This window comes from Vibrio sp. 2134-1 (assembly GCF_033339495.1).
The window spans coordinates 527,317-549,497 of sequence record NZ_JAWOUS010000001.1; the positions used below are offsets into that span (position 1 = coordinate 527,317).

Consider the following 22,181-nt stretch of genomic DNA (forward strand, 5'->3'; position numbering starts at 1 on the left):
TTTTTCTTGATTATATCTCACTGTATGAGTAAGGATCGCTCATTGGATGGCGAAAAGCGCTCGCTTTGTGGAACGGCTTTAAAGGTTCGTAAGCCGCTAGACATGAGAGCGTTATTCTTTAGCCAGCAAGGACGAAACTTTGTTATACAGGCCGATATCTATAACTAAGGTTTGAGGTTATCGCTGTATGAAACCGACACAAGATGCATCGCCAAGTACGATGTCCAAACCAAGCGGAAGCAAGAGCCTGATTTATAATCCTGCCTTTCGTTCTGCTATTTTCCAGATCATTGCCATTGCTGCACTGGTATTTTTCTTTTACACGATTGTAAACAACGCTCTCAATAACTTAGATGCTCGTGGTATTGCAACGGGCTTCGGTTTTCTGAATCAAGAAGCCGGGTTTGGTATTGGGTTAACATTAATTGAATACGATGAAACGTACTCTTACGGTAGAACATTTATCATCGGCCTTCTTAATACGGCGTTAGTCTCCGTATTAGGTATTATTCTGGCTACTGTGATTGGCTTTACCATGGGGGTTGCCCGCCTTTCTTCTAACTGGTTAGTTAGTCGTTTAGCGGCAGTTTATATCGAAACTTTCCGAAATATCCCCCTTCTTCTGCAAATATTCTTCTGGTATTTCGCTGTTCTTCAAGCATTACCCTTACCACGCCAAAGCTTAAGTCTTGGTGAAGCTATTTTCCTGAACGTTCGTGGCTTATATTTCCCTGCACCGACTATGGAACCTGGCAGTAGCTACGTTATTGCCGCGTTAATCTTCGGGGTAATCGCAAGCTTATTAATTAATGTATGGGCGAATAATAAGCAACGTCTCACTGGGCAACAAACCCCAATGGGAAGAATAGTTTTGGGTTTAGTTGTTGGCCTTCCATTGGTTGTGTACTTCCTTGCTGGTATGCCAATTTCACTGAATTATCCTGAACTAAAAGGGTTTAACTTCCGAGGTGGTATTAGCATTATTCCTGAATTGGCCGCGCTACTTTTGGCATTGAGTGTTTATACAGCTTCTTTCATTGCTGAGATTGTGCGCTCTGGTATTAATGCGGTTAGCCATGGTCAAACCGAAGCAGCGATGTCGCTAGGCTTACCACGCTCGAAAACTTTAAAGCTTGTTGTCATTCCTCAAGCGTTACGAATTATTATTCCACCTTTAACCAGTCAATATCTCAACCTCACCAAAAACTCATCGTTAGCGATGGCGATTGGTTACCCAGATCTTGTCTCTGTGTTTGCTGGTACTACCCTGAACCAAACGGGACAAGCGATTGAGATCATTGCGATGACGATGGGCGTGTACTTGACATTAAGTCTGATTACGTCTGCATTAATGAACTTGTATAACCGTAAAGTCGCGCTGGTGGAGAGATAATATGAGTACTCATCAATTTCAACCGGATCTCCCACCACCCGCCAATACTGTAGGCTTCGTTGGTTGGATGCGGAAAAATCTATTTAATGGCCCTATCAATTCCATTGTTACTGTCATTCTTGCGTATATTGTCGTAACTGCAATATGGTATATCGTGGATTGGGCGTTTATTAACGCAGACTGGATTGGCTCAACGCGTGACGACTGTAGCCGAGATGGTGCTTGCTGGGTATTTATCAGCGTGCGCTGGGAGCAGTTCATGTATGGTTTTTATCCAGAGTCCGAACTATGGCGCCCTCGCCTTTTCTATATCACATTGGCCATATTTACTGTTTTACTCGCGTATGAGAAGACACCGAAACGGATGTGGATTTGGCTTTTCTTCGTAAACATCTACCCATTCATCATCGCTGGACTTTTATACGGTGGTGTCTTTGGACTAGAAGTGGTCGATACACACAAATGGGGTGGACTACTCGTTACGCTCATTATTGCGTTAGTTGGTATCGTAGTTTCACTGCCAATTGGTGTGGTGCTTGCGCTTGGTAGACGTTCAGAGATGCCGATCATTCGCAGCATTTGTACCGTCTACATTGAAGTTTGGCGTGGCGTTCCGCTGATTACGGTTTTGTTCATGGCTTCGGTTATGCTTCCATTATTTATGTCTGAAGGTTCAGAGACAGATAAACTGATTCGCGCCCTTATCGGTGTGGTTATGTTTGCCTCCGCTTACATGGCAGAAGTGGTACGCGGTGGTCTACAAGCCATTCCGAAAGGTCAATATGAAGCCGCTGATGCGCTTGGGTTAAGTTACTGGAAAAAGACTGGGCTGATTATCTTGCCACAGGCGCTAAAGATTACTATTCCTTCTATCGTGAACACCTTCATCGGTTTGTTTAAAGACACCAGTTTGGTACTCATCATTGGTATGTTTGACGTACTCGGTATAGGGCAAGCAGCAAACACCGACCCTGAATGGTTAGGCTTTGCTACAGAAAGTTATGTATTTGTCGCGTTAGTGTTTTGGGTGTTTTGTTTTGGCATGTCACGCTATTCGATATGGCTTGAAAACAAACTTCATACCGGTCACAAACGATAACTCATCAAGATCAAGGACGTATTATGACGCAACAACAAGACTACATGATCCAATTGAAGGACATGAATAAATGGTATGGTGAGTTTCACGTACTAAAAAATATTAACCTCGACGTTAAGCGCGGCGAGAAAATCGTTATCTGTGGTCCATCAGGGTCGGGAAAATCAACGATGATTCGCTGTATTAACCGTCTTGAAGAGCACCAAGCAGGCAGCATTTACGTCTCTGGTACGGAATTAACTGAAGACTTAAAGAACATTGAAGCAGTGCGCCGAGAAGTGGGCATGTGCTTTCAACACTTTAATCTCTTCCCTCATTTAACCGTACTGGAAAACTGTACGCTCGCGCCTATCTGGGTGAAGAAGATGCCAAAAGATGAGGCAGAAGCAGTTGCGATGAAATATCTGGAACGTGTAAAAATTCCAGACCAAGCGGAGAAGTATCCCGGTCAGTTGTCTGGTGGTCAGCAACAACGTGTGGCGATTGCTCGCTCTTTGTGTATGAACCCTAAAGTCATGCTTTTTGATGAGCCAACATCTGCACTCGACCCGGAAATGGTTCGCGAAGTACTGGATGTAATGGTCGAACTCGCCGAGGAAGGCATGACTATGCTTTGTGTGACACATGAAATGGGCTTTGCTAAAGAGGTTGCCGATCGCGTGATATTCATGGACGCAGGAGAGATCATCGAAGAAAACAACCCGGTCGACTTCTTTGAGAATCCTCAATCGGATAGGACCCAAAACTTCCTAGCGCAAATCTTACACCACTAAGATTTAGCCGAATCGACATAAAAAAGCACTGGTTTCTATGAAGCCAGTGCTTTTGTTACTAAATTCAAAAATCTGTGTGAGAATCAACATAGCTATGCTAGGCAGTAATATTGTGTTACAAGTTGCCAAATACATAACATCTTATTTCCATTATCATTTTATCTAGGATATGCATGAAAAGGGCTTGATTTTTTGAACTTTCAGCCCCATAAATGTACCAATAGTAAACTCCCTTATTGAGGATAATTATGAACAGTCCAATGTTTACTCGTTCAACAAGTGTTCCTAATACACTAGAAACTAACAAAGTACTGAAAAACACTTACTTCCTACTGTCGATGACACTGATGACCAGTGCTATCGCAGCAGTCGCGACTATGGCAATGCAAATTTCACCAATCATGGCAATTGTGATGCAGCTTGCAGCGATTGGTATTTTGTTCTTTGTTATGCCAAAGGCAATCAACTCATCATCTGGTATCGTTTGGACATTCGTTTTCACGACTCTAATGGGTGGTGCTTTAGGTCCAATGCTTAACTACTACGCATCAATTCCAAACGGTCCTACTATCATTGCTCAAGCTCTAGGTTTGACTGGTATGGTGTTCCTTGGCCTATCGGCTTACACCATTTCAAGCAAGAAAGATTTCTCTTTCATGCGCAACTTCCTGATGGCAGGTTTGATCATTGTGATCGTTGCAGCGCTGATTAACATCTTCGTTGGTTCAACAATGGCTCACCTAGTAATCAGCAGTGTTTCTGCACTCGTGTTCTCTGGTTTCATCCTATTCGATACAAGTCGTATCGTTCGTGGCGAAGAGACAAACTACATCAGTGCAACAATTTCGATGTACCTAAACATCCTTAACTTGTTCACTAGTCTACTAAGCATTCTAGGTATTATGAACGACGATTAATCGTTTCTCGTTAAGTAGAATAAAAAAGCCCGAAGGTAATTCCTTCGGGCTTTTTCTTTGTGTGCAATTCAGTGTATTACGCCTGCTCTACAGACAACTCGATAACTTCGTCAGCTTCTGGATTTTCTCTAAAGCGTCTTACTTTGATCGTTTCCTCTCCTAACATGATTTGCTTGGCGATTCGGTGCATACCGTCAAAAACACGATAGTCACTGGTTAAGATTACCGGATACGACAAATCAGCATTGTTGATTCGTTGGCAATGTTTTGCAATTTCACGGCAGGTTGGCCGTGGCCCTTCATGACTAAACCAAGTCACTTCATTTGGGCCCTTTATATCATCAATCGCAATTTCTTCTACAGGTAAGGATTCTGCAAGTTGCCAAATTCGCTCGATGGACCAAGTGGATTTTACATTGTCATTAATCTCAATGTAACGTTGTTTCGACATGACTAACTCCTTGTCATCATTGTTGTTTCTAACCTGAATACAGGCTTTTCATCAATCAAAGAGAATATCGGTCTATGAAAACAAACACAACGTTGTCAGCTATTCATTCACCCATAAAATCCCATAATCAGACAAGTAGCCAAGAAAAAACCAAAACAAAAATGAATAAGCCTGGGTATCCATGCAATTTCGTTGGTACTCACCCCGAAAAATTTCTAACAAACTGAATAGTTTCCTATTTATTTGAATAAAAGAGCATTTATATCAAAGCACCTGGCTTAGTCAAAAAGCACTCACCATTTTGTACGCTTTTGCTTCGCTCGGCACTACTTCGAGATTCTTTTGTTGAGAACATTCTCGGCTGTCGCTAATCTATAAACATCCATGTTTACTTAACGGATAAAACGTTATGTTCGTTTACAACGGCAAAGAAATTGAAACGGATGCTCAAGGCTACTTATTGGATCATACTCAATGGGAAGAAGGTATGATTGAGCTTTTAGCAAAAGAAGAAGACATCGAGCTTACGGATGCTCATTTGGAAGTTGTGCATTTTGTGCGAGACTTTTATGAAGAGTTTAATACCTCCCCTGCAGTGCGTATGCTTGTGAAAGCGATGGAAAAAGCACACGGCCCGGAAAAAGGTAACAGTAAGTATCTATTCAAGCTGTTTAAAAAGGGACCAGCCAAACAAGCAACCAAATTAGCCGGCCTACCAAAGCCAGCTAAATGCTTGTAGATTCATAAAATTTTAAAACCGCGTAACGGCTTATACGACGCAGGCTCCTGCATCACATGCTCTACTGTTGCCGTTCGCGGTCCTTCTTGTAACCATTCCGAAAACGCAACTATTTGCGCGTCTGTTCCACACGCCATCACTTCAACATCACCATTGTTTAGGTTCTTCGCATAACCTGTTAACCCTAGCTTCAATCCTTGATGGGAAGTATGGTAACGAAAGCCGACGCCTTGAACGTGACCTTTTACTATAAATCTCTCACACTTTACGTTCATCTTTGTACCGCTTCTTTTTACTGAGTGATATATTCTTTGCGTCTATTCACCCCACTAAGGATAGTGGGTTTTTGCACGGTTATTATAATTATGAAAGAAATTCCATTCCGCTGGATTGATAAGTATCTCATTCACTTAAAGATTCAAGAAAAGTTCTATTTGCTCTTCGTTCTCCCTCTTCTTGCTTTAGTCATTCTCACTCTCGTCCTTAATAGCGCGGCTAATACACTGATCTCAAGTATGTACCAAGAAGAGCTCATGCTTATGAAAGGTCTGATAGAGGCAGGCAACCTTTCTCAATCTCAAGTAGCAAGCCTAATCGCTGGTTCAGAAACCGTTTCTATTGGCTCTGGTTCGCAATCCGTGTCTGTTTTAAATGGTACGTACAGTTTGGTTGCGAACCATGAACTTTCTTTATGGGCTGCCCTATCAACGACTCAAGTAAGCATTATCTGTGTGAGCTTGTTTATTCTCGCTCTTGGCGTTTACTACATCATGACGTTTATTGGCGGCGCGATGTTCACGATGAACAAAGCATTAAACACCCTTGCGGGTGGCGACTTAACTGCGAGAATGAACTTCTTCCCTGTTCGCGACGAGTTTAGTGAAATTGCTATTACGATAGACAAAGTTGCAGAACGAGAGCAACAAATGGTGCTGTCGATTCAAGAGTCTGTGGCGTTAATGCAACAAATTAGCTCAGACCTGAATCAATCGATTCATCACAGTTCAGATATTTCAGCGACTCAGCAGGAACACCTCAACTCTCTTGCGAGTGCAACGGAACAAATGGCATCAACGATTCGAGAAGTCGCGACACTAGCTCACGATTCAAGCACGCAAACCGATGATGCGCGAAACGTGGCTCAGTCTGGACAAGTGAAAGTTGAGAATACGCTTCACTCGATTTCGAACCTCTCTAATGAGATTCAATCTGCGTCTCAAGCCGTTGCCGAGTTAGATGCCAATGCAGCACAAATTGATGAAGTAGTGACAACAATCAATGGGATCTCCGAGCAAACCAACCTACTTGCTCTGAACGCGGCTATTGAAGCTGCACGTGCTGGAGAACAAGGTCGTGGATTTGCGGTCGTTGCGGATGAGGTTCGCGCTCTTGCGGGACGCACTCAGCAAGCGACAGTTGAAATCCAAACGATGATCGAATCGTTACAGCGTAACAGCCAGTCACTTACTAAGCTGATGGAAGTGACAGTTAATAATGCAAATGAGGGACAAAACCTCATGACGGAAGTGAATCACGAAATCGGCTCTTTGGCAGATAAAAATCAAACTATCTCCGACAGTAGCATTCAAATTGCAACAGCAGCTGAAGAGCAAGGTGTAGTCGCGGACAATATCGCCTCAAGCGTTGAAGAAATTCGAGTTCAAGCAGATAACGTGTGCAATATGATAAGCACGACTTCACAAAACGTTGATCAACTGCGTAAGCAAAGCGACACAATGGAAGCACTACTTACTGGACTTAAAGCATAGCAACGGAATCTATTACAGCAAATTCAATAAAAGGGTCACTTTAGTGACCTTTTTTGTATTTAAAAGTCACCACAATGTACTGGATTGCCGAGGGATATTGCTTTTACCATTTACATCCCGGACAATACGCCCCTTTCAAAATTCAACAAGAGCTAATGAAATGACAGCTGCTATCTATTTGGTTAAAGGTCGTGAGAAATCGGTCAAGCGCAAGCACCCTTGGATCTTCTCTCGAGGCATCAACAAAGTTGAGGGCGAACCTGCTCTTGGCGAAACGGTTGATGTATTCACTCACGACGGTAAATGGCTAGCTAAGGCGGCATATTCGCCAGCTTCACAAATTCGTGCTCGTATTTGGAGTTTTGATAAAGAAGAAATCGACACCGCTTTTTTCGTTAAACGACTTAAAGACGCACAACTTCTTCGTGAAGACATTATCGAACGTGATGGCCTTACGGGTTATCGCCTTATCGCAGCAGAGTCTGACGGCTTACCAGGCGTTACGATCGACCGTTACCAAAGTTTCTTTGTGTGCCAACTTCTCAGTGCTGGCGCAGAACACAATAAGCAGGCTATTGTTGACGCTCTGGTTGAGTGCTTCCCTGATTGTAATGTGTACGAGCGCTCTGACGTGGCCGTTCGTAAAAAAGAAGGTTTAAAAGAGATCACGGGCGTCTTGCACGGCGAAGAGCCACCTAAATCGGTCGTCATCGAAGAAAATGGCGTAAAGATTAGTGTAGATATCGTTGGCGGACACAAAACAGGTTTCTACCTAGATCAACGTGATAGTCGCCAGCAAGCGATGAAATATATGAAAGGCAAAGAAGTTCTTAACTGCTTCTCTTACACAGGTGGCTTCGGACTTTACGCTCTAAAAGGTGATGCAAAGCGTGTGATTAACGCTGACGTGTCACAACCTGCTTTAGATACCGCAAAATTCAACGCAGAACTAAACGAGTTTGATATTTCGAAGAAGCGTGCCGTGTTCCTAAATGCAGACGTGTTTAAGCTGCTTCGTGAGTATCGTGATCAAGGAACTCAGTTCGATGTTGTGATCATGGACCCACCGAAGTTCGCAGAGAGCAAAGCACAACTCAACGGCGCATGTCGTGGTTACAAAGACATCAACATGCTAGCAATGCAAATTCTAAAACCGGGCGGCACGCTACTGACCTACTCTTGCTCTGGCTTGATGGATCAAGTTCTGTTCCAGAAAATCATCGCTGATGCAGCCGTAGACGCTAACCGCCAAGTAAAGTTTGTGGAGCGTTTTGAACAAGCCGCTGACCACCCAACCGATACAGCATATCCAGAAGGTTTCTACTTAAAAGGTTTTGCATGTAAAGTGCTTTAATTATTGCCTGAACTTACTGCATTACTAAATGAAAAACGGAGCTTTCGCTCCGTTTTTCATTTTGAATCATTTACTCTCGTAATTGTTCAAGATTAGAAATCAAACTATTGGCGATATCAGAAGCAGAAGCTCCGTCAAAATTAACCTCCAACTGTTGTCCATCTTTATTTATGGTCAGAGTTGAGTTACCTCCACTTTCAGTCACCGCCACCGTGATATCATCCACGCTTCCGTGATAATCGCCAGAGCCGAGATCATCAAGTAATGTGGAAATATCAGTACCACTCATATCATCAAATACATCGGTAAAATCGAGCTGATCCCCGTCACTGAAATCCGTCACGGTGTCAGTTGCGGATTGCATCTCTGTCCACTTGAAGATGTCATCACCTCCGCCACCAGTCAAAATATCATTACCTAGACCACCAATTAGAATATCATTACCATCGGTGCCTACAAGAACATCATCTTGGTCTGTTCCCATGATGATATTAGGCTCTTGCTGTAACGAAGCAGTCTGTGTACCGAAAGCGGTCACTGTTTCAAAAGAGACATTGTTAAAATCAATATCAACGGTTGCAGTGGTATCGCTTTCTAAACCATCTGAGTCAATCGCTTTGTAATCAAACGAGTCGTTTACATTATTAAAACTTGTAATCTGAGTACCAACTAGAGTAAAGCTGGCTTTATCACTTGAACTGTCTGTTTCAGGGAACAAGCGAATCTCATCAAAACTGCCATTACTTAGCGATACGTCAGCGTAACCTTCTTGATTACCAGTAAATACGATGTCACTGGTGTGTATGGTTTGTATATCAACAAGAGTATCGCCCATATAAAAGTATGCTTGAATCCAAGCGCCGCCACTGTTAAACCTATCATTCAAGCTTGCTAGGTTTAACCTTGCTTCTTTAGCTTCAAGCCCTTCATCTAATTCAATGGCAATGAACTCACTCGTACTAATTTCATCCCCTTGGCCAGTTTCGCCCGGTGACACTACAACTAAACCTACCTGCTGAGCGGCAAAGTCGACCTTGATTTGAGCATTATTGACAAAGTCACCATTACCATCAATGGTTCCTCCAAAGAAACTTAAACCGTTAACATCGACTGAATCGGCAATGAAGTCTTTAGAAAATTCATCGAGTAAATCTTGGGAATCAAAGCTTTGCTCATCAAAGAAGTCTTCCGTTAGTGCATATCTGACTTCCGTAGTTTCTGGAATCACATCACCAATGTCCAATATGACTTCATTGTTCTGATCATCCAAGTAATAGAGATAGCCATAGTCTGGAAGCGTCGTGACACAGATGCTCGTTTCTTTATCATCTTGAAGATCAAAGTCATCTTCAAAGTCTTGCGCATGTGGTGCAAAGTCAATTAAAGCGTCTCCTCCCACACTAAGGTCAACCGAAATGCCAAAGTCTTCTACTGTCGGAGGTGTATTGTCATCATCAATAATAGTACCAAGGCCTGACGCTGCAGGTGATTGCCCTTGAATCGAACCAGTTAAAACAAAGTTTTCTGAAGATTCATAAATCTGGTCTTCAACAGTGTTTACCGTAACACTAAAGTTAGTATCACTCGCAGGTACCGAGACATCAAACGCTCCATCAGGGTTTACCGCAATAACTTCCGTCGTGTTATCAGCATAAGTAATGGTCACACTCGTAGCGTTAAAATCATCTCCAGCGACAGCGGTTCCGTCTAAGAGAGACATACTAACCATAATCGCAACCGCACTTGCATTACTCAGTGTAACGTTAAACTTCGCATCGTTACCTTCCACCACTTGAATATCCGTAATTTCAGTGACAGTTGGTATGTCTGCATCATCGTTAATCGTTACGGTACCGACCGCAGCAGTTGTTTGCACAGTAGTGGCACCGGATAATGTAAAGTTCTCATCACCCTCATAAATATCATCGTTTAACGTCACCATAGTAACGCTAAATGTTGTGTCTAAAGCTGGTACAATGACATCAAACGTACCATCTGGGTTCACTGAAATAACGTCGGTACTACTATCAGCGTAGGTAACGGTTACTGTCGTATTTGTATAATCCGAACCTCCTTCAGCTGTCCCATTTGCTAATGTCATATTAACAACGGTGTTTGTGGTACTTGCATTGCTTAAAGTGACTTCAAGCGTTGCCAGCTCACCTTCACTAACTATGGCATCCGTAATCGCTGCTACAGTCGGGCGGTCATCATCAGGATCTGGTCCTGGGCCACTACCATCATCAACAATAGTACCGGTACCAATCACAGAGCCAACTTGGTTATCAGTGTTACCTGATAACGTAAAGGTTTCAGGTCCTTCGAATAAGTCATCATCTGTTGTACTTACAGAAACACTATAAGTCGTATCATTTGCGGGCACATCGACAATAAAGCTGCCATCTGGATTTACCGTAACGACTTCTATGCCGCCACTCTCATAAGTAATTGTTACTGAAGTATCGGTGTAATCAACACCGCCTTCTGCTGATCCGTCAGTCAGCATCATATTGACAGTGGTGTTGGTGGTGCTTTCATTACTCAACGTTACATCTAGTGTTGCAATATCACCTTCGTTTACCGTTGTAGAGGTAATCGCTGCCACTGTTGGGCGATCGTCATCTGGATCAGGTCCTGGCCCCGAACCATCATCAAGAAGAGTCCCTGTACCCATTGCAGATGTAATTTGAGTGGCAGTTTTACCCGAGAGTGTTAAAGTCTCTGCGCCTTCGAATAGGTCATCATCAATAGTATTGACTGTGACGCTGAATGAGACGTCGTTCGCGGGAACTGAAACATCAAATGTTCCGTTTGCGTTGACAGTAATGACATCTGTTGAGTTATCCGCATAGGTAACTGTAACCGATGTATTGATGTAGTCTATGCCCCCCTCTGCGCTACCATCAGCGAGCACCATATTGACCAAACTTTCACTATCACTAGGGTTACTTAAAGTAACATCAAAAATGATAGGTTCACCTTCATTAACCACTTCACTAGAAATAGAGGCAACGCTGACTGTATCGTTATCAAGAATCGTTACCGTGCCTATAACCGGAGTTGTTTGTATCTCGGTCTGTCCAATTAATGTGAAATTTTCATCGCTTTCGAACAGCTCATCGTCGGTGGTACTTATCACAACGTCAAAGGTCATATCACCAGCTGGTACGGACACATTAAATGTACCATCAGGGTTCACAGGGATAACGTCTGATGAACTATCTGCATAGGTAACAGTAACAGACGATTTGGTGTAATCTACCCCTCCCTCTGCTGTGCCATCATTAAGTGTCAGATTAACGAGAGTATCCGTAGTGCTTAGGTTACTCAAAGTGACAACCAACGTAGCAGACTCACCTTCGTTTACGGTTCTATCACTAATTGCCGCAACAACCGGACGGTCATCATCCGGATCGGGTCCAGGGCCACTGCCATCATCCACAATCGTTGCTGTACCCGTATCGCTGCCTTGTACCGCCCCAATGCCAGTCACCGTCACACTGAAATCTTCAGGGCCTTCATAAACGGTGTCATCAATGGAAGCGATACGCACATCAAACTCGGTTTGCCCGGCTGGCACCGTCACCACGCCATCATTTGGCACTGCAACCCAACCACTTCCCGTGTTGTATTCTAAGGTACCTAAGTCACCGGCTTCGGTATCGCCGAGATTAAGACCCAGTTCCACCTGCGTTTCCGCTTCAGACGCGTTCGATAAGGTGACTTTGAAGTTCGCAGTCTCACCCTCATTAATGGTGCCAGCATCCGTAATAGTCACACTTGGGCGGTCATCGTCCGGATCAGGGCCCGGGCCACTGCCATCATCCACTATCGTTGCTGTACCCGTATCACTGCCTTGCACCGCCCCGATGCCAGTTACTGTCACACTGAAATCTTCAGGGCCTTCATAAACGGTGTCATCAATGGAAGCGATACGCACATCAAATTCGGTTTGCCCGGCTGGCACCGTCACCACGCCATCGTTTGGCACTGCGACCCAACCACTTCCCGTGTTGTATTCTAAGGTACCTAAGTCACCGGCTTCGGTGTCACCTAAGTTGAGGCCAAGTTCCACTTGAACTGCAGATTCGGAGGCATTCGATAAGGTGGCTTTGAAGTTCGCAGTCTCACCCTCATTAATGGTGCCAGCATCGGTAATAGTCACGCTTGGGCGGTCATCATCGGGATCAGGTCCTGGACCACTGCCGTCGTCCACTATCGTCGCCGTCCCCGTATCACTGCCTTGTACCGCCCCAATGCCAGTTACCGTCACACTGAAATCTTCAGGGCCTTCATAAACGGTGTCATCAATGGAAGCGATACGCACATCAAACTCAGTTTGCCCGGCTGGCACCGTTACCACGCCATCGTTTGGCACTGTGACCCAACCGCTTCCCGTGTTGTATTCTAAGGTACCTAAGTCACCGGCTTCGGTATCGCCGAGATTAAGACCCAACTCCACTTGCGTTTCCGCTTCAGACGCGTTCGATAAGGTGACTGTGAAGTTCGCAGTCTCACCCTCATTAATGGTGCCAGCATCGGTAATAGTCACACTTGGACGGTCATCGTCCGGATCAGGTCCTGGACCACTGCCATCATCCACAATCGTTGCTGTACCCGTATCGCTGCCTTGTACCGCCCCAATGCCAGTTACTGTCACACTGAAATCTTCAGGGCCTTCATAAACGGTGTCATCAATGGAAGCGATACGCACATCAAATTCGGTTTGCCCGGCTGGCACCGTCACCACGCCATCGTTTGGCACTGCAACCCAACCGCTTCCGGTGTTGTATTCTAAGGTGCCTAAGTCACCGGCTTCAGTGTCACCCAAGTTTAGGCCTAGCTCGACTTGAACAGTGGACTCGGAGGCATTCGATAGCGTCACTTTGAAGTTCGCCGTATCACCTTCATTAATAATGCCAGCATCGGTAATAGTCACGCTTGGGCGATCATCATCGGGATCAGGTCCTGGACCACTGCCATCATCCACAATCGTTGCTGTACCCGTATCACTGCCTTGCACCGCGCCAATGCCAGTCACCGTCACGCTGAAATCTTCTGGGCCTTCATAAACGGCGTCATCATTGGAAGCGATACGCACATCAAATTCGGTTTGCTCGGCTGGCACCGTCACCACGCCATCGTTTGGCACTGCAACCCAACCACTTCCCGTGTTGTATTCTAAGGTACCTAAGTCACCGGCTTCGGTATCGCCGAGATTAAGACCCAACTCCACTTGCGTTTCCGCTTCAGACGCGTTCGATAAGGTGACTGTGAAGTTCGCAGTCTCACCCTCATTAATGGTGCCAGCATCGGTAATAGTCACACTTGGACGGTCATCGTCCGGATCAGGTCCTGGACCACTGCCATCATCCACAATCGTTGCTGTACCCGTATCGCTGCCTTGTACCGCCCCAATGCCAGTTACTGTCACACTGAAATCTTCAGGGCCTTCATAAACGGTGTCATCAATGGAAGCGATACGCACATCAAATTCGGTTTGCCCGGCTGACACCGTCACCACACCATCATTTGGCACTGCAACCCAGCCATTTCCCGTGTTGTATTCTAAGAGACCTAAGTCACCGGCTTCGGTGTCACCTAAGTTGAGAGTCAGTTCAACCTCAACATCTATAGCTGATGGATTAGATAACGACACTTTAAAGCTAGCCGTTTCACCCTCATTAACTATCCCTGCATCGCTCATCGTTACCGTTGGGCGATCATCATCAGGACTTAAACCTGGCCCACTACCATCATCAACAATGGTTGCCACCCCGGTTGCAGGTGTATTTTGTTCTTCTGTTGTGCCAGAAAGCGTAAACGTTTCTGGGCCTTCGAATATAGAGTCATCTATAGAGTCGAGAGAAACCGTAAACCCGCTTTCACCTAATGGGACCGAGACTGTAAAAGTACCGTTATCATCAACCAAGATTTCTTCCGTTGTACCATCAGAAAATGTTATGAGAACACGCTCATTAACGTAGTCACTTCCGCTCTCGTCAGTTGAACCGCCAGTTGCGGTACCATCAAGTAGCGACAAAGTGACATCAGTATTGTCCTCTGTTGCTTGGTTTAAAGTAATATCGAATACAACCTGATCACCTTCGTTGATAGTCGGACTGGATATTTCCTGAACAATTATCGTTGCAGGAACGGGGATTGCTGTTGGTTCTGGTGGTTGTATTTGGAGAATATCGAGTAGCGTCTCTACCTGAGTACTTGAAAATCCTGTTCCGTCAGTTCCCACTGTCTCAAAATTGGTACTAGCGAGTAATTCAGCACCTGTGCGATCTATAGCTCCCGTATTCTGTGGGCTAGACCCGTTTCCTTCACCTGCAGCAGGTTCAAACTCTTCACCCAGCTCAGTCGGGTCTTCCCCACTCGCAATTGCTTCAATTAACGCAGTGATATCATCAGTTACATTTATTGAACTTCCTTGTGGTGTCACCTGCTCGATAACAAGTTCAGAAGTATCTGATACTTCATCGATTATTAACTCTCCTGGTTGAGGTAGTTGACCCTGACCTAAAGTCCTAATCTCCCCGTCCAACCCGATAACGACAATGTTGCCCGCCAATGAGCTAAAAGTTACACGTTCCATATCTACCTCGCCCCACTTCAAACCAAGTCAAAAGTTTGTCACCCCTACATTTACGTCTATAGTTTAGTCAAAATCATCATATTTTCGTTGTATGTGTAGCTTGTAGGACGTTTGATAACTCTAGGGGCAGAGTTACAAAAAAGCGCAGAGTGACACAGGCCGTGAAACGCTATGATATTAAGAATTCAAGCTTTTCTCCGAGCTAAACTTGCTATGTTGCTAAGCAACATTCGACATATGTGCTAAGGTTTTAAAAGGCGAAATCTTGGATTTTTGAAACAAAAGCTTTGTTTTAACAGTAGGTTGATAAATCCCTTACTCAAGCACTGTTATTTATGATGTTTCGTCTCAGTTATGAGATGAAATAGCAAAAAGCAACACGAATTTTTAGGAGAAATACCGTGAAATGGAACCGACTAAATATTGCTTGCTGCTGTAGTTTAATGGTGTCTATACCCGTTTTCGGTCAAACTTTAGAGCAAGCCGTGGCATTGACGTTAAAAAACAACCCTGACATTAAGAGTGCATTTAATGAATTTACGAGCCGAAAATACGTAAATGAAGCATCTTCGGGTGCTTACTTACCCTCTATTGATCTAGATGCGGGTATTGGGTATGAAGGATTAGACCCTTCTGACGAGGTGGGACGTGGAGATACAGATTACACTCGAAAAGAAGCATCGGTGACACTAACCCAACTTATCTGGGACGGCAGTGCGACTCTTAATGATATCGACCGAACCGCAGCGGATGCTGAATCAGTAAGATTTCAACTTTTGGCCGACGCATCGGATAAAGCACTTGAAGTCACCAAAGTTTATCTAGACGCTGTAAAAGCTTACGAAATACTCAAGCTGTCTGAAAACAACCTGGCTGTTCACAAAGATATCTACGATGACATTAAAAAACGAGTCAACTCGGGTATCGGCTCTACCGCTGACTTAACGCAAGTAGAAGCACGTTTGGCAAAAGCACACGGCAACTTAGCCGCTGCTCAAAATAACCTGTATGACTCTCACACGATGTTCACTCGTTTAGTCGGTCAAACACCGCAAGGGCTAATCTTTCCGAGAGCGGACCAAAACTTTATTCCGTACACAGTTGATGAAGCGGTAGGCTTGGCATTTGAACTGCATCCCGTTATTCAAGTGGCGCTCGCAGACGTAGACTCGGCTAAGTTTCAATACAAACAGTCTAAAGGTGTTAACTACCCAACCATTTCCATTGAAGCTTCGCAAACATGGCGTGACGACGCTGATGGTTTAAAAGGTCGCAGTGATGAGACACTTGCCATGCTGCGTCTACGCTACAACCTATTCAATGGCGGCAGTGATGCAGCGAACTCAGAAAACTTCGCCTACCAGCTAAATAAAGCAAAAGACTTGCGTGAAGGTGCCTATCGCAATGTTGAAGAAGGGTTAAGACTTTCTTGGAGTGCGCTTGATTTAACATTACAACAAAAAGAGTTTCTGTCAGATCATGTTGACTCTGCGTCTGAGACCGTAATTGCTTACGAGAAGCAATATCGCATCGGTAAACGAACACTGCTTGATCTATTGAACACTGAAAACGAGCTCTTTGAGGCGCGTAAAGACTACTTAGATTCTAAATACGCAGAGCAGTACGCCAAATATCGAGTGATGAACGCAACAGGTCAACTGTTGAGTGCATTAAGGGTCGAAATGCCTAAAGAATGGCTAGAAGAAGTGGAGTATTAATTATGAAACACATAACTCTTATTGCACTCTCATTGATGATTTCGGCATGCAGCTCATCCGATAAAGGCGATGAGTATGATTACATCGATACGCCAATTGCCGATCAGTGGGCTGATCATATAGATGATGACTCAGACGGCGTTATTAACGAGCGCGATTTGTGTCCGGGTACCCCTTTAGGTGCCGAGATAGATAACGATGGTTGCGGCTCGTATGTCGACTCCTCACAAGAAATGCAAATTCGAGTCCTATTTGCGAACGATTCCGATGTTATCAACCCTATCTTTACGCAACAAATTCGTGAGTTGTCCGATTTCTTGAAAGAGTACCCAAATACGTCTATCGAGATTCAGGGCTATGCTAGTCGCACTGGTACTGCAGAACACAATCTCGACTTATCCAAGCGCCGGGCTGAGAACGTTAGAAAAGAACTCATGACGAATGGTATTAGTGGGGATAGAGTTACCATTGTGGGCTATGGAGACACAGTGCTTGCAACACAAGGCACTGACCAAGTGAGTCACGCGCTAAACCGTCGAGTAACCGCAACAGTGATTGGTCACAAGGGCGAAGTTAAGAAAGAGTGGACCGTTTTCACTACACTTCCAAAAAGCTAACACAACCATAAACAGAACGTAAAAATAAAAGGTCTAGCAAATTGCTAGACCTTTTTTGATTTTCAATTTTACCTAAATGGTAACGCCACTACATATCTTTGTATTGCGCCTCTAAACTTGCAATCAAGCTTTGAGTCACATCATCAACACTTGCACCGTCAAAATGGATGTCTAATGTCGAGCTACCTTTTGTAATACTCAGGTTTGCCTCAGAGCTGCCATCTGGTGCCACTTCTACGTGATACTCTCCGACATCACCGGTATGATCACCTGATTGAAGATCATTAAGAAGCTCTCCAATTTCATCTTTAGATAAGTCATCAAAGAGATCAGAGAAGTCTAGAGTGTCTTCATCTTTATTGAAGTCAGTGACAGTGTCGCGTTCATTGGACACATCAATCCATTTAAAGATGTCTTCACCGTCCCCCCCTGTCAAAATATCATTGCCGAAACCACCAATTAAAATATCATTATCTGCACCACCGAACAGCTTGTCGTCACCGCCTTGTCCAAACAAAATATCATCTCCTGAACCACCAGAGATGGTATCTGCCTGGTCGTAATAACGAGACTGTTCAAATTCTGCTTGGTTTTCAGTAATGTAGTGATGAACTTCTTCTTTGGTAACCAACGAAACATCCTTACCTAGTTGAGAAGCTACGTAGTTTTGCAGCGCGGAAACTCCTTGCTCACCATCGACGTCGAAACGCATGGCATCACCAAAAATAATGTCATTTCCATCAAGGCTGTTAATCTCATCTTTGCCTTGCATCAATGAAACTTCCTTACCAAGGATCACTTCTGCTAGTTGGTTTACATCTATATTAGCTCTTACTACACCATCAGAGTCGAAGTTTTCTAACGAATCTTCATCTAAGTAGCGACCAAGACCTATCGAACGAACCTCACTAAATTCAGCCAATGCTTGATATGCGTTATTCGCTTGAGATAGAACATGATTTCCATAATCATCATAGACATATGAGTTAAGCATTCTCCCCACCTGTTCTCCAGTAGAGAGCGAATACACCGCCCCGCGAAAATCTATGATTGTTTTATTGTTGTATGTGACTGTATCACCAAACCTGTAATCACTTGGCAAGACATCCGCTAGCGTCACTAACTTTTGTTCTGACACGCCAAGTACGACACCCTCCCAACCACTAAACCAACTCGTATTGTTATCCGTAGCTTGGTTTGGTTGACCATCAGATATGAAATAACTTAGGTTTGTTGCGCCACTATCGGCATTAGCAAACCAGTCTAGTGCAGATTGGAACCCGGCTTCATAATTTGTATTACCATCACCGATTTGTAAAATTGCATCCAATGTAGACTCTATTTGCGATGTTGCGTTGTCAGCACTCAAATCTAATTCAAGTACCTGAGAGCTCCCAGTAGCAAATGTGGTCAATAAAACGTTCACTTTGCCCGAATGAGGGCCACTAGCACTTTCGGTAAGAGTATTCAGCACTGTTTTTAGCTCACCTAGCGCTAGACCAACGTCGTAACCCATGCTGCCTGATGTATCGAGCATAAAAGCAATGTTGTAGTCCTGCCCCTCGACAATCTGTAATCCTTGAACATCGCCAACAATCACATCATTGCTATCAGATCCAGCTATCTTGTTATCACCATGCGTACCGGAAACAAAATCATAATCTCGAACTGAAACAGAAGCCGTGTCCGTTCCCATTTGAGTATTGTTATTAACTTCAACACTTCCTGCCGTCGCTGTTACATCAAAATCTAACGAACCATTGTAATCGGCTGGTACAGTAATCGTACCGCTTAGTTGATGACTGGTTTGATTTGGTTCACTTGAAAGGTCAACCGTGTAAGAACCATCGCTGTTTTCAGTAACCGTTTTGCCATTCACCTCTAATGTTAGCCCTGAAGGAATTCCCGTTAAGGTGACGCTATCGTTAATGAATGACTCACTTCCATCCACATCGATAAGATCAAGGTTCAGGTCAAAAGAGACTTGCTGCTCTGTAAGTACAACATACTCTCCTGTGTTGTTGTTTAGCTTGATAATGGCATCTTGGAAGATAAGTTGTTCAATTTCATAAAGGTGGTCACCCGACTCTTTATGAGTGCTCGAAACAACATCTTTTGTATCAATAAATCGGCTATCTTCGACAATCCAATACGGGACTTCTGAGTGGTCAGATGCAGGGTAATAGTTGAAGTTGTAATCAGACAACTTGCCAGAGTAAACAACTGTGTCCGTCTCCGCTTGATCATCTAATGAACCAATACCGCCATAGATAGAATCATTACCTCCTCCAGTCACAAAGATATCACTGCCTTGAGCATCAACGTTCGCACCTGCTTGTTGATCTCCGACAAAGCTCAGTGGCGATTCAGTGTCACCGCTTAGCATTAAGTCATTACCAACATGTCCGTTATTAAACGTTTGTGTCACCACATGTTCAAAGTCAAGCCCTGGTAAATTACTTGCCTCAAGCAGCTCTTTAAGTTCTTCGTCTGTAGACCAGCTTCCGCCTAGTGTCACAGGTACAGACGTTACTGGACCGAAAGTAAGGTCAATCTTAATTGGGTCCGCGACAGGCTCTATGTCGATACTCAACGTACCTGAAGCAGAAGAATTGCCATCACTAACAGTGAAATGAATCTGCTCGTAAGTATCCAAGCCGTTCCCAACACCGTCTTTATCGAAAACATTTGCACCAGACTCATGTTCAGCAGGAACATAACGAACAAGACCATTTTCGATATCAGAAGCGAGTACACTGCCAGAAACCGCTTCCCAACCATCAGAACCTTTCACTTGCAGTGAGCCATTTAGAGCAGAAGTGTCAAACTCAACACTTATACTACTATCAACGATGCCTAAATGTTCTAGTGTTATAACAATAGCTTCGTCTTCTAATCCGGAAATTTCGTTGCTTTGAACTGCTGGCGGAACATCATTATCATCAATATAGCCAACGCCAGATACATCTCCGACTTTAATCACAAGACTCTCTGTTGATTCAACCAACTGATCATCAATACTTGGAATGGTAATCTCAAAGCCATTCACTCCGGCTGGAACAATAAGGTATCCACCCAAATACTTCACGCCATTAGTAAAAGTTGCGTTCGACAAATCAATGTCTTGAGAGCTCACACTAGAACCCTCTGCAGAGAAATCCACTTGATACTTAACGGTCTGATCTGTCGCGTTATTTAGAGAAACAGAAAACGTGACATCGTCACCCTCAACAACAGTAACACCTGCAATGCTCTCCACCACAGGTCCATTTTCCGCAACATTACCATCTAGTATTTCGTTAACGATATTGACCGTAGACGGATCACTAACTCCACTTTCAGAATCGACTGCCACATATCCAAAGCTATCTCCGGCAGGAATACCTTCTACATAACGTAACTCCCAGTTCCCTTCATTTTTCGTAGAAAAATCTAACTGAGTAATGACCGAACCTTCAGGAAGAGCTAGTTCCAGCCCAAAACCAACGCTTGTTTCTTGGAATAGCATGAAGTTGCCTTCAGGCTTCAAGAACTCGAACGTTTGAGTCTGTTCGATATTATTTGAATCTAAATACGTAACCGTAATAAGCGCAGCGTTGTCATCACCGTAATCAAACAATCCACCTAATCCATCTAAGCCAAGGTTTACGCTGCCCACAGGGTTATTAGACAAATCGATCGTAATTGTCTCGCCTTTCTCAATACCCTGCCCATCATTGTCAGCAATACCGTTTCCGATATGTGACACTTGGCGGTTGTATTGAGCAAGTTCACCACTATCAGAAGATATAGTGATGGAGGAACCATTAACTAAATGCTCAGTACGGGAGTGTGATGGACCTCCGTCCTCACTTAGCCCCCAATTATTGAAATCTGTTGTAGACTCGGAACTATTTGGTGTATCTGGGCGATCCTTGATACCTAATAAGAAACCCACATTATCAGCTTCATAGTAAAGGCTATCTTTTTCATAAAGAGTGTCACTGACTTCTTTTATTTCATGCAGTTCACCGTTGTTATCTCTGAAGAACAATGTTCCTGAGGTCGGTAGTTCAGTAATCTGCACATGCAAGTCGTTGCCATTTAAGTCATCTTCAATATCCGCTATATGATCCTGAGAGTCGCCATCACCTAAAGGTTTCGTATCAGTATCAAATACAACTTGCGTCACAGGCTTGTCAGTCACATGCGTAAAGTCCTCACTGTCAGGCTTGTCATTGACTGGTGTGACATCGACGTTCACCGTGGTGGACTCCGATACCCCACCGGACGTGACGATGTAGGTAAAGCTGTCTGTACCGTGGAAGTTGTCGTTTGGCGTGTAAGTCACGCTGCCGTCCGGGTTGACCGAGACCGTGCCGTTCGCTGGACCGTTGTTGGTATCGAGCGACACCACTTTGTCGTCGCCTTCGAACGTGTCGTTACCTAAGACCTTGATGATGGTTGGCGTGTCTTCCACGACCGTTGCTTTATCTGCCACGATGTCCGCCACAGGCGCCACTGTGAAGTTCACCGTTTGGCTAACACTTTCGCCGCTTGGATCGGTAGCCGTAAAGGTTAGGATTTCTGAGCCGTTCCAGTCTGCGGTTGGAGTGAACGTAGCAATGCCATTGACGATCGCCACTTGAATGTTGCTGTTGCCAGAGACACTGAAGCTCAACTCGCCATCCACGTTATCCACATCACTGAAAGCGGTATTTAGATCGATGCTGTATGGCGTAAAGTCTTCTGCCAAGGTTTGGTCTGC

The 22,181-nt window shown here is 44.3% G+C and carries 13 protein-coding genes; 9 read left to right on the plus strand and 4 right to left on the minus strand.

What is annotated here, in order from left to right:
* Positions 1 to 187 precede the first annotated feature (187 nt).
* From R7R78_RS02395 to R7R78_RS02410, 4 genes are all read left to right on the plus strand, one after another.
* Positions 188 to 1,393: an amino acid ABC transporter permease gene (locus R7R78_RS02395; protein ID WP_225472948.1), complete on the plus strand. Its 1,206-nt coding sequence runs from the start codon at positions 188 to 190 to the stop codon at positions 1,391 to 1,393.
* A gap of 1 nt (position 1,394) precedes the next feature.
* The gene (locus tag R7R78_RS02400; RefSeq protein ID WP_005389988.1) at positions 1,395 to 2,492 is read left to right on the plus strand and encodes an amino acid ABC transporter permease; all 1,098 of its coding nucleotides are present in this window, start codon (positions 1,395 to 1,397) and stop codon (positions 2,490 to 2,492) included.
* A 23-nt stretch (positions 2,493 to 2,515) separates the two neighbouring features.
* A complete protein-coding gene (locus R7R78_RS02405) occupies positions 2,516 to 3,265 on the plus strand; it encodes an amino acid ABC transporter ATP-binding protein (RefSeq protein ID WP_005377400.1) in 750 nt (249 codons plus the stop codon).
* A gap of 248 nt (positions 3,266 to 3,513) precedes the next feature.
* Positions 3,514 to 4,182: a Bax inhibitor-1/YccA family protein gene (locus tag R7R78_RS02410; protein WP_005494926.1), complete on the plus strand. Its 669-nt coding sequence runs from the start codon at positions 3,514 to 3,516 to the stop codon at positions 4,180 to 4,182.
* A 76-nt stretch (positions 4,183 to 4,258) separates the two neighbouring features.
* Here R7R78_RS02410 and R7R78_RS02415 read toward each other — a convergent pair whose 3' ends face one another.
* Positions 4,259 to 4,633: a chromosome partitioning protein ParB gene (locus R7R78_RS02415; protein ID WP_047102337.1), complete on the minus strand. Its 375-nt coding sequence runs from the start codon at positions 4,631 to 4,633 to the stop codon at positions 4,259 to 4,261.
* A 409-nt stretch (positions 4,634 to 5,042) separates the two neighbouring features.
* Between R7R78_RS02415 and R7R78_RS02420 the strand changes: the two genes are divergently transcribed.
* Positions 5,043 to 5,372, plus strand: coding sequence for a TusE/DsrC/DsvC family sulfur relay protein (locus R7R78_RS02420; protein WP_005377396.1), 330 nt, complete (start codon positions 5,043 to 5,045; stop codon positions 5,370 to 5,372).
* 2 nt (positions 5,373 to 5,374) lie between these two features.
* Here the strand turns inward: R7R78_RS02420 and yccX are convergent, their stop codons facing one another.
* Positions 5,375 to 5,647, minus strand: a complete 273-nt coding sequence (gene yccX / locus R7R78_RS02425) for an acylphosphatase (protein ID WP_017634611.1) — start codon at positions 5,645 to 5,647, stop codon at positions 5,375 to 5,377.
* A 90-nt stretch (positions 5,648 to 5,737) separates the two neighbouring features.
* Here yccX and R7R78_RS02430 point away from each other — a divergent pair, with 90 nt between their 5' ends.
* Both R7R78_RS02430 and R7R78_RS02435 read left to right on the plus strand, forming a co-directional pair.
* Complete coding sequence (locus R7R78_RS02430) at positions 5,738 to 7,141, plus strand: methyl-accepting chemotaxis protein (protein ID WP_025766604.1); 1,404 nt, start codon at positions 5,738 to 5,740, stop codon at positions 7,139 to 7,141.
* A 160-nt stretch (positions 7,142 to 7,301) separates the two neighbouring features.
* A complete protein-coding gene (locus R7R78_RS02435) occupies positions 7,302 to 8,495 on the plus strand; it encodes a class I SAM-dependent methyltransferase (protein ID WP_213886757.1) in 1,194 nt (397 codons plus the stop codon).
* A gap of 70 nt (positions 8,496 to 8,565) precedes the next feature.
* On the opposite strand, the gene R7R78_RS02440 is transcribed toward R7R78_RS02435, so the two are convergent.
* Positions 8,566 to 15,099 carry a Calx-beta domain-containing protein gene (locus tag R7R78_RS02440; RefSeq protein ID WP_225472949.1) on the minus strand — a complete coding sequence of 2,178 codons (6,534 nt, stop codon included), beginning with the start codon at positions 15,097 to 15,099 and terminating at the stop codon, positions 8,566 to 8,568.
* A gap of 401 nt (positions 15,100 to 15,500) precedes the next feature.
* Between R7R78_RS02440 and R7R78_RS02445 the strand changes: the two genes are divergently transcribed.
* Positions 15,501 to 16,817, plus strand: coding sequence for a TolC family outer membrane protein (locus R7R78_RS02445; RefSeq protein WP_005389970.1), 1,317 nt, complete (start codon positions 15,501 to 15,503; stop codon positions 16,815 to 16,817).
* A gap of 2 nt (positions 16,818 to 16,819) precedes the next feature.
* Positions 16,820 to 17,434, plus strand: coding sequence for an OmpA family protein (locus R7R78_RS02450; protein WP_031781371.1), 615 nt, complete (start codon positions 16,820 to 16,822; stop codon positions 17,432 to 17,434).
* Between the two features lie 88 nt (positions 17,435 to 17,522).
* On the opposite strand, the gene R7R78_RS02455 is transcribed toward R7R78_RS02450, so the two are convergent.
* Positions 17,523 to 22,181 (minus strand): tandem-95 repeat protein (locus tag R7R78_RS02455; RefSeq protein ID WP_225472950.1); only part of this gene is annotated, 4,659 nt, incomplete at its 5' end.